This window comes from Pseudorhodoplanes sinuspersici (assembly GCF_002119765.1).
GTDB classification, from domain to species: domain Bacteria; phylum Pseudomonadota; class Alphaproteobacteria; order Rhizobiales; family Xanthobacteraceae; genus Pseudorhodoplanes; species Pseudorhodoplanes sinuspersici.
Window position 1 is genome coordinate 1,638,945 of sequence record NZ_CP021112.1, and the last position, 17,064, is coordinate 1,656,008.

At 61.8% G+C, this 17,064-nt stretch carries 13 protein-coding genes; 7 read left to right on the plus strand and 6 right to left on the minus strand.

The genetic code is table 11. The features are described from left to right. Window positions 1-36: 36 nt before the first annotated feature. Window positions 37-711 (minus strand): GntR family transcriptional regulator, encoded by a 675-nt coding sequence (locus CAK95_RS08105; protein WP_086091278.1) that lies wholly within the window; start codon window positions 709-711, stop codon window positions 37-39. Window positions 712-1,216: 505 nt separating this feature from the next. On the opposite strand from CAK95_RS08105, the gene CAK95_RS30170 reads away from it, so the two are divergent. Further along, entirely contained in the window at window positions 1,217-3,541 is a 2,325-nt protein-coding gene (locus CAK95_RS30170) for a transporter substrate-binding protein (RefSeq protein WP_183044289.1), read from the plus strand. Between the two features lie 83 nt (window positions 3,542-3,624). Here the strand turns inward: CAK95_RS30170 and CAK95_RS08115 are convergent, their stop codons facing one another. The 3 genes from CAK95_RS08115 to CAK95_RS08125 form a co-directional block, all read right to left on the minus strand. Then, complete coding sequence (locus CAK95_RS08115) at window positions 3,625-5,214, minus strand: class I adenylate-forming enzyme family protein (protein WP_086087455.1); 1,590 nt, start codon at window positions 5,212-5,214, stop codon at window positions 3,625-3,627. Further along, on the minus strand, window positions 5,211-5,939 hold the full coding sequence (locus tag CAK95_RS08120; protein WP_245303668.1) for a glutathione S-transferase N-terminal domain-containing protein: 729 nt from the start codon (window positions 5,937-5,939) through the stop codon (window positions 5,211-5,213). Before CAK95_RS08120 ends, CAK95_RS08115 begins: the two co-directional genes overlap by 4 nt. A 205-nt stretch (window positions 5,940-6,144) precedes the next feature. Then, the gene (locus tag CAK95_RS08125; RefSeq protein WP_086091279.1) at window positions 6,145-8,268 is read right to left on the minus strand and encodes a thioredoxin domain-containing protein; all 2,124 of its coding nucleotides are present in this window, start codon (window positions 8,266-8,268) and stop codon (window positions 6,145-6,147) included. 188 nt (window positions 8,269-8,456) lie between these two features. On the opposite strand from CAK95_RS08125, the gene CAK95_RS08130 reads away from it, so the two are divergent. From CAK95_RS08130 to CAK95_RS08155, 6 genes are all read left to right on the plus strand, one after another. After that, window positions 8,457-9,200, plus strand: a complete 744-nt coding sequence (locus CAK95_RS08130) for a sulfite exporter TauE/SafE family protein (RefSeq protein WP_086087457.1) — start codon at window positions 8,457-8,459, stop codon at window positions 9,198-9,200. Window positions 9,201-9,382: 182 nt separating this feature from the next. Next, window positions 9,383-10,756, plus strand: coding sequence for a tRNA uridine-5-carboxymethylaminomethyl(34) synthesis GTPase MnmE (mnmE, locus tag CAK95_RS08135; RefSeq protein WP_086087458.1), 1,374 nt, complete (start codon window positions 9,383-9,385; stop codon window positions 10,754-10,756). Between the two features lie 134 nt (window positions 10,757-10,890). Then, window positions 10,891-12,759: a tRNA uridine-5-carboxymethylaminomethyl(34) synthesis enzyme MnmG gene (gene mnmG, locus CAK95_RS08140; protein WP_086087459.1), complete on the plus strand. Its 1,869-nt coding sequence runs from the start codon at window positions 10,891-10,893 to the stop codon at window positions 12,757-12,759. Continuing rightward, the gene (rsmG, locus tag CAK95_RS08145; protein WP_086087460.1) at window positions 12,759-13,457 is read left to right on the plus strand and encodes a 16S rRNA (guanine(527)-N(7))-methyltransferase RsmG; all 699 of its coding nucleotides are present in this window, start codon (window positions 12,759-12,761) and stop codon (window positions 13,455-13,457) included. The genes mnmG and rsmG overlap by 1 nt, the downstream gene beginning before the upstream one ends. A gap of 96 nt (window positions 13,458-13,553) precedes the next feature. Continuing rightward, complete coding sequence (locus CAK95_RS08150) at window positions 13,554-14,348, plus strand: ParA family protein (protein WP_183044310.1); 795 nt, start codon at window positions 13,554-13,556, stop codon at window positions 14,346-14,348. Between the two features lie 66 nt (window positions 14,349-14,414). Further along, the gene (locus CAK95_RS08155; protein WP_086087462.1) at window positions 14,415-15,293 is read left to right on the plus strand and encodes a ParB/RepB/Spo0J family partition protein; all 879 of its coding nucleotides are present in this window, start codon (window positions 14,415-14,417) and stop codon (window positions 15,291-15,293) included. 136 nt (window positions 15,294-15,429) lie between these two features. On the opposite strand, the gene holA is transcribed toward CAK95_RS08155, so the two are convergent. Both holA and lptE read right to left on the minus strand, forming a co-directional pair. Then, the gene (holA, locus tag CAK95_RS08160) at window positions 15,430-16,458 is read right to left on the minus strand and encodes a DNA polymerase III subunit delta (protein WP_086087463.1); all 1,029 of its coding nucleotides are present in this window, start codon (window positions 16,456-16,458) and stop codon (window positions 15,430-15,432) included. A gap of 163 nt (window positions 16,459-16,621) precedes the next feature. Then, window positions 16,622-17,044, minus strand: coding sequence for an LPS assembly lipoprotein LptE (lptE, locus tag CAK95_RS08165; RefSeq protein WP_245303669.1), 423 nt, complete (start codon window positions 17,042-17,044; stop codon window positions 16,622-16,624). Window positions 17,045-17,064 lie beyond the last annotated feature (20 nt).

Genomic DNA, 17,064 nt, shown 5'->3' on the forward strand with positions numbered 1-17,064 from the left:
TTCCTCCTGTCTCGTGTTGTTGTCGTTGATTGGTGGTCAGGCGACTTTTTGCAGCGACCTCAGCCGGTCCTCCGTTGTCTGGCCAGCGGTGAGCGCATGCTTTTGCGCGGCCGCGTCTGCGCCGGCTGCATCGCCCGCGAGAACACGCTCGGCGATCGTTTTGTGTTCGGCCCAGGCGCGTGCGCGATAATCGGCAATCGTCAGCACCGCCGCCATCGAGCGGCGCATGTGCGGCCATTGCGGAGCGGCCATTTCCTCGATCGCAGGATTGCCTGACAGCCGGTACAACGCTTGATGAAAGGCGGCATCGGGGGCAATGAGCTCGGCCAGCGGCGTCCGTTCATCGATTGCGTCGCCCGCAGCCAAAGCCGCTTCCAACGCAGAACGGCCGGCGGCATCGACACTCACGCGAGCTGCCGACAGCCGCGCGGCAAGGCCATCGAGCGCGCTGCGCACCTCATAAAGTTGCCGGATGTGCGCCGGGTCGAGGGGCGAAACTTGAAATCCCTTCCGCCCGCTTTCCACGACCAGCCCCTGCTTGTGCAGCAAATGCAGAGCGTGGCTCACCGGCTGGCGCGAGACACCAAGCTGTTCGGCCAGCTCGTGCTGCCGGATGCGATGACCCGGCGCCAGCGTGTGGTCGACGATGGATTCCAGGATGCGGTCGTAGACCTGCTGGATCAGGTTCGGGGCGACGGAGAGCGGAATCATGCTGGCGCGATGCATTTTGGAATTCCGAATTCCAAAAGGCTATCCTCAGGATCGGTGGCTGTCAAACTGCTGGGCCGGCGAGCCGGGGTGGAATCGGAACAATGGGTCCGTAGTCGTGGCGGACCGGCCTTAGCGCGTGAACCCGGAATCCGACCAAATGATCGGTGAGATTGCCGCCGGTTTCCGGGTTCACAGTTTCGCAGTGCGCACCGGAATGACGATCGAAAAACTTCGCAAAGCTCACTCGCTGCACGCGAACTGACACCCACACGTGTCGCAATGCCTTAGATGTTCAGGTTGGTTGCGTGCGATGTGGATGTCCGGCGTTCGCGTTATCGCCGGATCGCGCGGTCTTGCGTTGTCTCATCAGACAAACGCGACAGCTCAAAATATAAGCGGCACTGCCACATATTCGTGCGCGATGTTTGATCGACGGCAATGCTTTGGCAATGTCATTCGTGCGAATCGATTCACACTCGACAGACATTGTTGCGATTCGTTTTGCATGACGCAGAGATTTGGAAAGCCAGCCTTCTGGATTGCAATCCCGGCATTTGTCGTGGCTGCGGCAACGCTGGCTGTGGGGAATACGTTCGGCTCGATCCCCGGCATTGGCATGGCGGCATTCGGCGCATTCATCATTGGCTTGTTTGCCGAGAATCGCCTGTCGGAGCTGATCGCTGGTCTTGTCCGGATCGCGCAAGGCGACCGGTTCGCATCCTTACCCACCGCGATCGGTGACGGTGCCCTGCAGAAATTCGATCAAGCTGCAGAGGCGATGCGAGCGGCACTCGGCCAGGCTGACGACATCGCCATCGATCGCGACCGGCGCGCGACGGAATCGCGGTTGCGGCAGGCGGGTCGCATCTTCATAACCCGCCGCTTCCAAGTTGCGATCAACGATGTGATGGCGACGTTCACTGGCGCCGGCGAACGGATCCGCATCACCGCCGCCGATCTTGCAACCCGCAACCGCACGATGTCGGATCGGGTGGCGAGCGCGGCACAGATCGCCGAAGCGGCTGCGATGGACGCGGCGAAGGTGGCGGATGCCGCGCAGAAGGTCCGCGAGATCGTCCTGCAATCCGGCCATCATGTCGAAGCAGCGCGCACCGCCGGCGAACGCACGGCGGCCGAGCTTCGCCACGCCGACGAGACGGTTCGCAGCCTGCATGATGCGGCTCAGCAGATCGATGTTGTCCTGAAACTCATCCAATCGATTGCCGGCCAGACCTCACTTCTCGCCTTGAACGCAACCATTGAAGCGGCGCGCGCGGGCGAAGCCGGCCGCGGCTTTGCGGTGGTGGCCAGCGAGGTGAAGGAGCTGGCGCAGCAGACGGCGCGTGCGACCAATGAAATCCGCGGTCAGATCGTCGGCATCCAAACCGCAGTCAAACAGACGGCCGAAGCCATCGGTGCGGTGACCAGCAGCGTCGATGCGACGAGCGTCGTCAATCGCGATCTCAACGCCATGCTGGATCAGCAGCTCGTCGAGCTCGATGAGATCGGCAACGAGGCCAATCGCGTTGCCATAACGGTGGCGCGAGCCTTGCCGGATATCCAGTCGGCGATTTCGGAAGTCGCGGAAGCAAGCGAATCCGTGCTTCATACGGCGGACGATCTTTCAGCGCGCTCGCAATCGCTGGTCACGTCGATCGGCGGTTATTTCAAGGAGCTCGATCACGGCGCCATTCGCATCGGTATTTTGCATTCACTGTCCGGCACACTCACCGCCAGCGAGCGGCCGTTGCAGCAACTGATCGTGATGCTGATCGAGCAGGTCAACCAGGCCGGCGGCCTGTTGCACCGGCCGCTGGAAGCGGTGATCGCCGATCCCGGGTCAGAACCGTCTCATTATGCCACGCATGCGAAAGACATGCTGGAGAAGCATGATGTCGCCGCGATCTTCGGCTGCTGGTCCTCGGCCTCGCGCCAGCAGGCGCTGCCGGTGCTCAAGCAGCACAACGGCATCCTGTTTTATCCAAGCCAGTATGAAGGTGAGGAGCAATCGCCGCACGTGTTCTATACCGGCGCGACACCACGCCAGCAGGCCTTGCCGGCGGTCGATTATCTGCTGGCGCAAGACCGCCGCCGCTTCATTCTCGTCGGTACCGATTATGTCTATCCGCGCACGACCAACGCTATTTTGAGAAACTATCTAGCGTCGCGCGGTATCGGTGCGCAGGCGATCATGGACGTGTACGTGCCGTCGGGCGAACGCATCTGGCGCGAGACGATCGAGCGCATACGGACGTTCGGTGGCGGAGGCAATGCCGCGATTGTCTCGACCATCAGCGGCGATTCCAACGTGCACTTCTTCCGCGAGTATGTTCGTCAGCAGATCTCGCCGCATTCACTGCCGGTGATGACATTGTCGATCGGCGAAGGTGAATTGAATTCGCTGGCCGGCGTGCCGATGGAAGGCCACCTGGCAAGCTGGAGTTATCTGGGGGCGATCAACGATCCGCATAACCGCGATTTCACCCGGCGCTGGCGCACCTTCATCGGCAACGACAAGGCGGTGCCGAATGATCCGATGGAAGCGACCTTCATCGGGTTCAAGATGTGGATCGCTGCGGTGGAAAAAGCCGGCACCACCGATGTTGACGCCGTGCGCCGCGCCTTGGCCGGCATGACCTGCGACGCGCCGAGCGGCTTCACGGTGCGAATGGATGGCGAGACGCAGCATCTGCACAAGCCGGCTTTCATCGGCCGTTTCGACGGCAATGGTGCGATTCTTCCCGTCTGGATCAGCGACGGCCTCGTTCCGCCGGAGCCGTGGAGTCCCTGGCTGACGCGCAGTGAAACGGACTTGCGCCGCGCGTCGTGATCGCGCCTCCTTCTCCGTTCATTCCCGCGTAAGCGGGAATCCAGTTCTTGTCTCTGGGTCCCCGCTTGCGCGGGGACGAACGGTCAAGTGGTCTCATCGCCTAAAGACTTCACCAGATCCGCCTTCTTGATTTTCCGCGTCGGTGTCAGCGGCATTTCGGCGATGATCTCCAGCCGCTCGGGCCATTTGGTTTTGCCGATCTCGTGTTTGGTCATCCATTCGCGAATGTCATCAAGTGATAAAGTCGCGCCAGGTTTCAACACGGCAAAGCAGCAGGCGCGTTCGCCCATGATCGGATCGGGCAATGGCGCGATCGCGCATTGCAGCACCGATGGATGCTGGTCGATCAGCGCTTCGATATCGGCCGGGTTGAATTTGACGCCGCCTCGGTTGATCACCTCTTTCAGCCGTCCGGTGATGCGGATATTTCCCTCCGCATCCATGCGCGCGAGATCGCCGGTGCGAAACCATCCATCGCTGGTGAAAGCGCTCGAGGTCGCTTCGTCATTGGCCAGATAACCGTCGAACACCGAACAGCCGCGCACTTGCAACTCGCCCTCTTCGCCCGCCGGCAATGGCGCGTCATCCAGCCACACGCGCATTTGCGTTTCCGGGCTGGCGCGCCCTGCGGTCGTCATGCGCACATCGAGCGGATCGTTTGGCCGATGATAGGCGCCGGCCTGCATCTCGCTCATGCCCCAGAGCTGCACGACCTTGCCGTCCGGCATCATCGCCTGAATGGTTTGCGCCAGCTCCGGCGGACAGGCGCTGCCGGAAATCTGCAGGAATCGCAGCGAACGCAATCGCTCTTCATTCAGCAAGCCCGCTTGCAGACAGGCCGTCATATGCGCCGGCGCGGTGAAGAGCTGTGTTGGCCGGAACGTGTCGATGGCCTCGGCCAAGGCCGGCGGCGAGAACACCGGCAGCAATGCGATCGTCGCGCCGGCGGCCAATGCGAGATTGGTCGAGAACAGGCCATAGAGATGCGTGAACGGCGCAGCCGACAACAGAATCGATGAAGAGTCGATCTCAAGCTCACGCGCGCTCAAACGGGCATTGGCGAGAAACTTGCGATACGGTGTCGGCACGCCCTTCGGTGCGGACACGGTGCCCGACGTATAAAGCAGCACGAAATCGTCCGAACTCTTCGGCCGTTCATCGAGCGTCGCGACATCTGGTTTCGCATCGAAAGGCAATGCGCCATCGGGCGGCGTGTTGCCGACCGCAAGCACATGCTTGAGCTGCGGCAATCGCGCCTGCATCGCAAGGATGGCTTCGGCGGGCTGGAAGTCCTTGCCGTTCGCCATGCAGACCACGGCCTTGGCGCCGCTGTGGTTCAACAGGAATTCGATCTCGGCGCCGCGATACGGCATATGCAGCGTTTGCAGGATGGCGCCGGCATAACCGGTCGCGAGATAGGTCAGGATGAATTCCGCGCAATTGGGAAGCTGCACCGCGACAACATCGCCGCGCCCGATGCCAAGCGATCGCAGCCGCGCCACCAGCGCCAATGCGCGTGCATGCAGGTCGGCGTAGGTGAAGGATACACCCGGTCCTCGCACGGCAACATGCTGCGGCGCCTGCGCGACATGTTGCTCCATCCAGTCGCGCAATGTTTCATCGCGCCAGAACTCGGCGAAAGGATGAACATCGCTCTTTGCGTCGATGCTCACGACGCCTTCTCCATGGCGGCAGAGCGTGCGCGCTCCTGCCGCGCCAGTCCGCCGAACAGATCGAGCATGCGCTCACGCCAGGCCGCGACAAGGTCGTCCTCTTTCAGCAATTCAAATGTGCTGACAACGCGCGCCCATTGAAACACGCTGAACAGAATGTAATCGGCATAGGCCGGCTCAGGTCCGCAGAGATAGGTCTGACTGCGCAGTGTTGCGCGAAACGGATCAAGCGCGCGGCGGAATTCGGCAACATCGGTCTCGCGTTGCGCGGCCATCTCTTCAAGGCTTTTGCGGAACGCTTTCTCCATCGTGGTGCGCATATGCACGGCGTCGCCTTCATCGACGATGCCGAGCACATCGCGCATCAGCATCGATGCCGCCTTCGGCACCAATTGCCGGTCGACGAAAGTATTCACAAAGCGCGTCAGGCCGTGACCGATCGGGCCGCCAAACAACGACGGCCCCTCGGGATAAGTCTGTTCGAGATAGTCGGCGATGGCCCAGGAATCCGGAACGACGTGATCGCCGGCTTTCAGGATCGGCACCTTGTTCTGATTGCTGAACGCGATCGCTGCCTTGTCGCTGACGCGCACGGGGATCGTGTCGAAGTTCAGTCCTTTATGCGCCAGTGCCATTCGCGTGCGCCAGGAAAACTGGCTGTAGCGCACATCATCGATGCCGCCGAGTTCGTACAATTGCAACGCCGGCATGTTCAGTCGGTCCAATTGGATTTCCCTTTTTATATGATCAATTCGAAGGATGGATTGGGTCAATCTAAATCCGTCATCCTGAGGTGCGAGCCAACGGGTCCGCGCGAAGCGCGGCCCGATGACAGGCTCCGCGAGCCTCGAAGGATGAACGGGCACAGTCGGGCCGCCGCCCTTCGAGGCTGCCGCTTCGCAACGGTACCTCAGGGTGACGGATAACTCATCACTGCACCCCACGCGCGGTATCGTAAGCCGTCGCAATCTGTGAGGGGTCGGTGACCGGCAGGGAACATGTCTCCCCCACGCAGATGAAAGCCGCCGGGACCGACACGGCCTTGATCTTCTCCTGCGCGGGATGCGCCGCCGGCAGCGCATCGGCAGACGGCGCCCTGACGACGGCCCGGTTGAGATGGGGCAAGGAAAGCGCGGCATCGAGGAGGGCGTCGCTCCCCTCCCCGGTCACGACGATCTCGGCGAGGTTCAGCCGCATGTCGATGGCGTTCAGCAACGCGACATGCATGAACAGGTTGCCGCCGCCCAGCGCCAGCACACCCTCGATCAGCTTGTCGGCCTTTTCCCGGAAGGTGTGATCGCCGGTAAAGGCCGCCAGCCGGATCAGGTTCTGCGCGGCGATCGCGTTCGGGTTCGGCGTCGCGTCATCGGCGGTGGACGCCGGCCGCACCACGAGGCCCTCCGCGTCGTCGGCGGTCAGGAAATAGGTGCCGGTTTCGGCATTGAAGTAGTGCTGGTCGAGTGCCGCCTGCCAGGTCAGTGCCGTGTCGAGAGTGTCGCGCTTCCCCGTGGCTTCGTGCAGCGACAGCGCTGCCCGGATCATCATGGTGAAGTCGGAGGCGAGACCCGGAAACAGCAGTCGGTTCTCACGCCAGGAATGGCCCAGGCGATCACCTCTGCTCATGTTGAGCCGCACAAATTCGAAGGCCCGGCCCGCCATTGAGATCCAGTCGGGCTGCTGCATCGCGAGGCCCGCATGGACCAGCGCAGCGATCATCAGCCCGTTCCAATCCGCCAGCACCTTGTCATCAAGACCCGGCCGAATTCGGCGTTCCCTGATTTTGTGCAGTGCAGCACGATTTGCTGCAAGAATATTTTCCTGATTTAGGCTTTTTGTGCGGTCTATGTTGCGCGGTAAGTCTTTGAGTCGATTGAGGATGTTGTGGCCTTCGAAGTTGCCCTCGGAGGTCACGTCGTAATGCTGCGCAAAAACGGCTGCAGCATCTGTGCCCAGGGCGCTTTCGATCTCCGCCAGCGACCAGACGTAGAACTTTCCTTCCTCACCTTCCGAGTCGGCGTCGAGCGAGGAGTAGAAGGCGCCTTCGCCGCTGGTCATCTCCCGGGTCAGCCAGCCGACCGTTTCCTGCGCCCGCTCGCGATAGAGCTCGTCGCCGGTTCGTTGCCAAGAAATTGCAAGCAAATCAAGCAGTTGGGCATTGTCATACAGCATCTTTTCGAAATGCGGCACCAGCCATTTGTCGTCCACGGAGTAGCGCGAATAGCCACCGCCGAGGTGGTCGTAGATTCCGCCTTCGCCGATATGGGTCAGCGTCAGCTCGACAATTTTGAAAAATTTCTCCGCGGAAGAGCCCTCGGCGGCCGCACCACCGTTATGCTGCGATGCAGCATTCCGGCCTTCCTGCCGCAATCCGCTCCGCCAGAGGAATTCGAACATGCTGCATTGCGGAAATTTTGGCGCCCCGCGCAAGCCGCCGTTCACGGGGTCCATGGCGCTGCCGAGCTGCAGGCCGACCTGGTCCAGCTCCTGCCGGCCGATCGTGACGCGCTGCGGATGGCGTGCGACCTCTGACAGTCGCGCCATCAAGGCGTTGCGGTTCTGCTCGATCTTGCCGGGCTCTTCCCGAAACAGGCGCGAGACCTCGCGCATGATGTTCACGAAGGCCGGCCGTCCGTAGCGCGCATCCTTCGGAAAATAAGTGCCGCCCCAGAACGGCTCGCCCTCCGGCGTCAGGAACATCGTCAGCGGCCAACCGCCCTGCTCGCCCAGATGATGCAGCGCCTGCATGTAGATTTGGTCGATATCCGGCCGCTCCTCGCGATCGACTTTGATGTTGACGAACAGCTCGTTCATCACCTTCGCCGTGCCGTCGTCCTCGAAGCTTTCATGCGCCATCACGTGGCACCAGTGACAGGCCGCGTAGCCGACCGAGAGCAGGATCGGCTTGTTGTTCGCCTTGGCTTCTGCAAGCGCAGCCGGACCCCACGGCCACCAATCCACCGGGTTGTGCTTGTGCTGCAGCAGATAAGGCGAGGTTTCGCGGGCCAGCCGGTTTTCGTGCGTCCGGTTGTGGTGGCTGGGTGCGTGATCGGCCATGGTCTTTTCGCTCGCTGAAAGGAGCATGATCCGGATTGTTCCGGACAGATCACACTCGGAGAAAGGTACGGCTTAAACGATAACGCAGCATCGGACCGAATGGCAGCATTACGCCATTCGGAAGTGCCGAAGGCTGCCTTCGTTCATTACAGATTGCGGCTCTCAACCGACTTGCCTCATTTGCGCGCATGGATGGATCCGGGTTCACAATCGCCCTTGTCGTTGGCGCCTATCTGCTCGCCGGCCTGGTGAAGGGCGTCATGGGCATGGGGCTGCCGCAGGTATCGCTCGGCATTCTGGCTTCGGTGATGGCGCCGGCTCAGGCGGCAGCGATTCTGATCGCGCCATCCTTCGCCACCAATATCTGGCAGATGGTGACGGGTCCCTACCTGCTCGCTCTGACCAGACGCCTCGGCGGAATGTTGATCGGCTTGTTTGTCGGTGCGTGGCTGGGCGCGGGCATTCTGACCGGTGCGAATGCAAAACCCGCGGCTTTGGGGCTTGGTCTTGTCCTCGTTCTTTATGCACTGATGGGTCTTGCGAAGATCAAGTTCACCGTCTCGCGAAGATCCGAGATCTGGCTTGGTCCGATAGTGGGCTTGGCCACGGGCTACATCATGGCGGCGACCGGCGTGTTCGTTATGCCGGCGCTGGCTTACCTGCAGGCGATCGGTCTCGAGAAGGAAGAGCTGGTCCAGGCCTTGGGTCTGCACTTCACGCTGTCGACGGTCGCGCTCACCTTTGTGCTGTGGGGTGGCGGCGCCTTCGACACCTCGCTGGGCCTGTTGTCGCTGTTCGCGATCGCGCCAGCCTTGATCGGAATGTATATCGGCCAGCACATTCGCCGACGCATCAGTGTCGAAACCTTCCGGCTGTGCTTCTTCGGCGGCATTCTGTTGATCGGATTGCAGCTCGCCTGGCGGAATATCTAGAGCATTTTCGAGCGAAGCGGGCACCCGGGCCTTCGCCGATCATAGCCGGCCCCTTCCGGGCGACGGCCGGTTCGCGTGAAGCAACCGCGTCGAAACAAGTGCCGCGGCCCCGTTAAGGGTTCGAACGGCCGGTGCATCGCAGCCTCTTTACGGGCTAGCCGGAACGGCGTTGATGTTTCCGCATGACCGTTCCTGCACGTGAAACAATCTACGCACTGTCCTCCGGCAGCCTTCCGGCCGCCATTGGCGTGGTCCGCATTTCCGGGCCGCAGGCCAAAGCCGCGCTCCTGGCGATGATCGGCCGGGTGCCGGCGCCGCGCCAGGCGGCATTCGCGACCGTTCGCGATCCGCAATCGGGCGGCGCCATCGACCAGGCGCTGGTGCTGTTTTTCGAAGGGCCAAACAGCGAGACCGGGGAGGACGTGGCCGAATTTCAGCTCCATGGCGGGCGGGCGGTGGTGGCCGCGACCTTCAACGCGCTGTCGAAGCTTGAAGGGATGAGGATGGCGGAGGCGGGCGAATTCACCCGTCGGGCCTTCGAAAACGGCAAGCTGGACCTGACTGCCATCGAAGGACTGGCCGATCTCATCTATGCCGACACCGAATCCCAGCGGAAACAGGCGATCCGGCAATTGCAGGGATTGCTGGGAAACCGGGCCGAGGCCTGGCGCCGCCGTCTGATCGAGGCTTTGGCGCTGGTCGAGGCTGGGATCGACTTTTCCGACGAGGCGGATGTCGCCGCCGACGTCACCAGCCGCTCATTGGAGGCCGTTCGTGCGCTGCAGCAGGAGATTGCTGCGGTCCTGGCCGAGGGGCGCCGGGGTGAGCGGATGCGGGAAGGGCTGGTCGTGGCGATCGCCGGACCCCCGAATGCCGGCAAATCGACCCTTTTGAACAAGATCGCCCGCCGGGATGTGGCGATTGTGTCGCCATACGCCGGAACCACCCGGGATGTGATCGAGGTGCATCTCGATCTGGAAGGGTTTCCCGTGACGTTGCTTGATACGGCCGGTATCCGCGAGGCGACCGATCCGGTTGAGCAGGAAGGGGTCGCGCGGGCCCGGGCCCGGGCGGCGGAGGCGGATCTGGTTTTATGGTTAATGGAGAATGAAGGTGCGAATCCGGTTTCAAGGCCGGATTCGCCGGAAACCTGGACGGTCCGGACGAAAATCGATCTCGGAAGCGACCAAAGCGCAGGATATCGGGCTGAGGAGTACGCTGGCGGATCCTCCAGGCCCGAGCAACGGCACTTCTACGAGCTTTCCGCGGTGTCCGGGGAGGGGGTGGATCGCCTCCTCACCGACCTGACCGCCTATGCCCGGAACACCCTGGAATCGCGGGAACCAGCCCTGATTACGCGGGAAAGGCAGCGGAATCTGCTGGAAATGACCGAAAAAGCCCTCAAACGCGGAATTTTACGGGGCGAAGAGGGCCAGGAAGACCTTTTTGCCGAGGAATTACGACTGGCCAGTCAGTCATTGGGGCGGATTACGGGACGTGTGGACGTCGAAGACATCCTGGACGTGATTTTTCGTGACTTCTGCATTGGTAAATAGGCCGTTTACCTTTTCTGATTCGACTCCAGAGTCTTCGTTCAAGAGTTTGAGACTCCTGCGTTTCACGTGAAACGGCGCTAGAGGATTCCAATTCTTTTGACGCTATCCCCACGCTCAACTACATACCGCGCATCATGGATCAGCGTTTTGATGTCATCGTGATCGGTGGCGGGCACGCCGGCTGCGAAGCCGCAGCGGCCGCCGCGCGCATTGGGGCCATCACCGCGCTGGTTACGCATCGGTTTTCAACCATCGGCGCGATGTCCTGTAACCCGGCCATCGGTGGCCTTGGGAAGGGCCATCTGGTCCGGGAAATCGATGCCCTGGACGGTCTGATGGGCCGCGTCGCCGACCAGGGCGGCATCCAGTTCCGGGTTCTGAACCGCCGCAAGGGGCCGGCCGTCCGCGGGCCTCGCGCTCAGGCGGATAGGAAGCTCTATGCCGCGGCCATGCAGCGGGCGATCCTGGAAACGGCCAATCTCACGGTCGTTGAGGCCGAAGCCGACGATCTGATCGAGCAGGACGGCCGGATCGCCGGTCTTCGTCTGGCTGATGGCCGCATTCTGCAGGCGGGGGCGGTGGTCCTGACCACCGGAACCTTCCTGCGTGGCCTGATCCATATCGGCGAGCAGAAAATCCCGGCGGGCCGGGTCGGGGAGGCGCCGGCGATGGGGCTGTCCAAGGCCTTGGAGCGGATCGGCTTTGCCCTCGGCCGGCTAAAGACCGGCACGCCGCCGCGCCTGGATGGCCGGACCATCGATTGGGCCTCGCTGGACATGCAGCCGGGCGACGAGCCGCCGGAGCCATTCTCGACCCTGACGACGCGGATCGGGAACCCGCAAATCCAGTGCGGGATCACCCGGACGGCCGAAGCCACGCATGCGATGATCCGGGCGAACGTCCATCGGTCGCCGATGTATTCCGGCCAGATCGAGAGCCGAGGACCGCGCTATTGCCCGTCGATCGAGGACAAGATCGTCCGATTCGGCGAGCGGGACGGCCACCAGATCTTCCTCGAGCCGGAAGGCCTCGACGACCACACCGTCTATCCGAACGGCATTTCGACCTCTCTCCCGGAGGAGGTCCAGCACGCCGTCGTGACCTCGATCCCGGGCCTGGAAAAGGCGCGGTTCATCCGCCCCGGCTACGCCATCGAATACGATCATGTCGATCCGCGCGAGCTCCAGCCGACGCTGGAAACCAAGCGAATTCAAGGGCTTTTCCTGGCCGGGCAGATCAACGGCACGACTGGTTACGAGGAGGCGGCGGCCCAAGGGTTGCTGGCCGGTCTCAACGCCGCGGCACGGGCAGGGGGCGGGGACGCAATCGTCTTCGACCGTGCCGAGGCCTATATCGGCGTGATGGTCGACGACCTTGTTTCACGTGGAATCACAGAGCCCTATCGCATGTTCACGTCGCGGGCCGAGTACCGGCTGGCGCTGCGGGCGGACAATGCCGACCAGCGTCTGACCGGGAAGGGCATCGCCCTTGGTTGCGTCGGCGCCGTGCGTCGTGAAGCTTTCGAAGCCAAGGCCAAGGCGCTAGCGGATGCGCGCGACTTCGCCCGGTCGGTCTCGGTCTCGCCGACCGAGGCGGCCCGCCACGGCCTCACACTCAAGAAGGACGGACATCGCCGCACCGCGTTCGAGCTGCTGTCCTATCCGGACATGGCCATCGCCGAACTCGCGAAAATCTGGCCGGAGCTCGGAACCCTCGCGCCGGCCGTGGCCGAGCAGCTCGAGATTGACGCCAAGTACGACGTCTACTTGAACCGGCAGGCGGCCGATATTGCCTCGTATCGGAAAGACGAGGCGCTCGGTCTGCCCGATGATCTGGATTATGCGGCCATTCCCGGTCTGTCGAACGAAGTCCGTCACAAGCTGACGACCCATCGTCCGCGGACCATCGGTCATGCCGGCCGGCTGGAAGGTGTGACCCCGGCGGCGCTGACGCTTCTGGTCGCCTATCTCCGGCGCGGGGCCTTGCGTTCCGCGGCCCAGTGATGGCCAAGGCCAAGCACCAAAAGACCTCTCGTGATCTTGAAGCCAGTCTGGCCGCCGACCGCACCAAGGTCATCGAATCACTCAACGATTCACGTGAAATAGCACCTCGTCTGGACCGCTATGTTGCAGCTTTGCTGCAGTGGCAGGCGACCACGAACCTGATCGCGCCATCGACAATCCCGGAACTCTGGAGCCGGCACATCGCCGATTCGCTGCAGCTTCTGCGGCTCGCGCCGGATGCGACGCGCTGGGTCGACCTCGGCTCCGGCGGCGGTTTTCCCGGCCTCGTCATCGCCTGTGCTCTCGCCGACAAGCCGAGGGCCGTTGTGCATCTCGTCGAGAGCAACCTGAAGAAGGCCGCCTTCCTGCGAGAAGCGGTGCGGCTGACTGGAGCGTCAGCCAGGGTCCATGCGGTGCGAATCGAAGACTTTGTGGATGGCTTCAACGAACCCGTGGAGATTGTTACCGCCCGCGCGCTAGCGTCCCTCGATAATCTGCTGGATAAGGCTTATCCCTTGTTGAAAAGGGGCGCGCAGGCATTGTTCCTCAAGGGACAAGATGTAGAGGGTGAATTGACCGCGGCATCTAAATATTGGACGATGGATACAGAGCTGATCCCAAGCATCACCGATGCCGGCGGCCGTATCGTCCGGGTCGTTTCAGCCCAACGCCTCGTTCCGCCACCGTCCGATGGTTGAGATTATTTTCCTAGGCAGGGATTTGCCATGACCGACGCCCCGACGATCGTTCCGCAGGATACGACTGAGTCGACCGATGCCACGCAGGTCAAACCGATGCGCGTTCTCGCGGTCGCAAATCAGAAGGGCGGAGTCGGCAAGACGACAACCGCCATCAATCTCGGCACGGCCCTTGCCGCCATCGGCGAGCGGGTGCTGATTATTGATCTTGACCCGCAGGGTAACGCCTCGACCGGCCTCGGCATCGACCGGCGTGACCGCAACCGGTCCACATATGATGTGCTGGTCGGCGAGGCGGCTCTCCGTGACGCCATTGTCACCACGTCGGTGCCGCGTCTGCACATCGCGCCATCGACGCTCGATCTCGCCGGTCTCGAGCTTGAAGTCTCGAGCGCCCGCGATCGGGCGGTGCGTCTGCGCAATGCCATCGGCCGGTTGAATGACGGCCATGCCGAAGGGACCGACTACACCTATGTTCTGGTCGATTGTCCGCCATCGCTGAACCTTCTCACCGTGAACGCGATGGCGGCGTCTGACGCTGTGCTTGTTCCGCTCCAATGCGAATTCTTCGCGCTCGAAGGTCTGTCGCAATTGCTGAAGACCGTCGAGCAGGTCAAGGAAGCGCTGAATCCGCGGCTCTCGATTCACGGCATCGTGCTGACGATGTTCGATGCGCGCAACAATCTCTCAAGTCAGGTTGTGGCCGACGTTCGCGAATTCATGGGCTCGAAAGTCTACGACACTGTTATCCCGCGCAACGTGCGTATCTCGGAAGCGCCGTCCTACGGAAAGCCGGTGCTTGTCTATGATCTCAAGTGTGCCGGCAGCGACGCTTATCTGAGATTGGCGACGGAGGTGATCCAGCGCGAGCGCGAACTCGCGACGCACTAACACGCCCAGCAGTTGAATTGATCTGGAATGGAGGACGCGGTGGCGCGATTGTCAGGAGCAGCCGATATGGCAGAAGAAACGCGGTCGCGACTGGGGCGCGGATTGGCTGCGCTGATGGGCGATGTCGGCGCCGAATCGTCAACATCCGATCGTGCGCCGAAATCGCAGCGCCGCGTTCCGATCGAACATGTCAAAGCGAATCCGCGCAACCCGCGCCGCATCTTTGCAGATGCGGAGCTGGAAGAGCTGTCGCAGTCGATTCGCGAGCGCGGAATCATTCAGCCGATTGTTGTCCGCTCGTCGAAAAGCGAACCCAACACATTCGAGATCATCGCCGGTGAAAGGCGATGGCGTGCTTCGCAGCGCGCCGGTCTGCATGAAGTGCCGATTGTCGTTCTTGAAGTCACAGATGCGGAAGCGCTCGAACTCGCGATCATCGAAAATATCCAGCGGGCCGACCTCAATCCGCTCGAAGAGGCGGCGGGCTATCAGGCGCTCGCCAATCAATACAGTCATAGCCAGGACGACATCGCGACCATCGTTGGCAAGAGCCGCAGCCATGTCGCCAATACGTTACGTTTGTTGAAGCTGCCTGACGCGGTCAAGAGCTACATCAATGAAGGTAAGCTGACCGCAGGCCATGCACGCGCGTTGATCAACCAGAGCGATCCGGAATCCATTGCGCGCGATATCGTGGAGAAAGGCCTTAACGTCCGTCAGGTCGAGAAGCTCCGGCAGGACGATGCGAAGGCCGCGAAGAAACCGAAGTCGACTGCGAAGGCGCGCAAAGATGCGAATATCGCTGCGCTGGAGAAACAGTTGTCGGATGCGCTCGGACTTGTGGTGGAAATCACCGACAAAGGCCGGGCCGGTGGTGTGCTCGGCATTCGTTATCGCACGCTCGAACAGCTCGACGATGTGATTGCCAAGCTGCAGCGGGGGTAAGACGGTCTCGTGCCGCGGGCCCGGTGCAGCGTGAAACGATGCGCCGCTGAACCGGGGCCTATAGAAATATTGAAATAGGTCGCGGATCTGCAGCGCATCACTGCGCTTTGCTCGTGCAGCGTCCGGGACAGGAGAGCTACCCCCTTCGTCTCGCCGCCGTCGCCAACGACATCATCGCGCGTTGGGCAATCGTTTCGGCCAGATGCGGCTGACGCCGTGTTTCCAGCAATGTGTCGCCAAGCGACGACATTGCGTCAAGCAATTTGCCTGCAGTCCAGGCACGCAAGGCAGCGTCAATCATTGGCTTGCGACGAAAATGAATCGGAGGCCGCGCGCTCTCGATCACGCTGGTTGTCGATTGTCCCTCTTCAACGGCGAGGCGCATGCGATGCAGATGAGACAGGTGACGCAACGCCGATGACACGATGGCGCCGGGCGCCGTGCCTTCACCGCGTGCTTTTGCGAAATGGGTTTCGACTTCGGCCGGCCGGCCACAAAAAGCAGCGTCGATCACACTGTCCAGCGCAACCGCGGAGGCATCCGCGACCACCGCCATGACGTCATCGACGGTGACGCGGTCACGGCCGTGAACATAGAGAGCGAGCTTGCGCAATTCGTTGCGCGTTGCCTGCCGGTCGCCGCCGAGAAATGGCAACAAAGCCGCGCGTGCGTCCGGCGCGATGACAAGATTGGCTTTTTTCAATTCGTCGTCGACGACCTGTGCAATGTCGCGGTCGCTGTCGGCATAGCAGGCAATGACGGCTGCGTTCTTGGCTTTCTCGCACAATGTCCGCAGCGGCGCGGTCTTGCGAAGGTCGCCGGCCTCGATCACAACGCGACAATCGGGCGAGGGCGCAGCAAGGACGGCTTCGACGGCTGAAGCAATATTGCGGCTGCCGGCCTTGACCCAGAGGGCTCTGCGCCCGCCGAACATCGGAATGGTGTTGGCCTCTTCGACGAGGCGATAGGGATTTCCCGACAGTTCGTCGCCGTCGATCCGGATCAGTGAAAAGACGTCGGCGGGATTGTCGACGGAGATTTTTGCGAGCGCTTCGGCGCGCTCATGCACGAGACCGGAATCAGGACCATAGATCAGCACGATCGGACGTGCCGGATCGGGCCGTGAAACAAAGGCATCTGCTTCGAAAGGTTTGACGGTGGTCATAAAATCATCGTGGCGTATCGCTCTCAATCGGCCTCATGGTGAGGAGCGCTTCGAAAGAATCGCGTCTCGAACCATGGGCCGCCCCGATCCTTCGAGACGGAGGCTTTGCCGCCTCCTCAGGATGAGGCGGAGAAAGAGAAACCCGGTAGACCAGATAAGATCATCAACCGCCGGAAACGAAATATGAGGCGAGGCGTGTTTTGATCTGTTCGGCAAGGATATTCGACGCGCGATTCTGTGCGTCACGCTCGCCGCGCTGACGGGCGAAACGCTGCTGCTGGCCAGGGATGTCATAGGACGAGCGCGAGAAGGCCCGGCCCGTCAACACGACCTTGTTGGTCGCCAGCTCGGTCAGGCTGTAAGTCGCGTCGATGCCGTAGATTTCCATATCCGGCCGGGCGGTGGTGGTATCGACAATCACCCGCTGATTATTACCGCTGATGTTGATCTTCAGCCGATAGGCCGGCGAGGCTGCCGCTCCGCCGCCGGTAAGTCCGAAAATCAGGGCATTGCGGATTTCATTTCCGAGGCGCGCCTCGGGCGTGCCGTTCGGCGCATCGATCTGCTCGACGTCAACCGTTGCCATGGCGGTGCTGACCGCAGGAC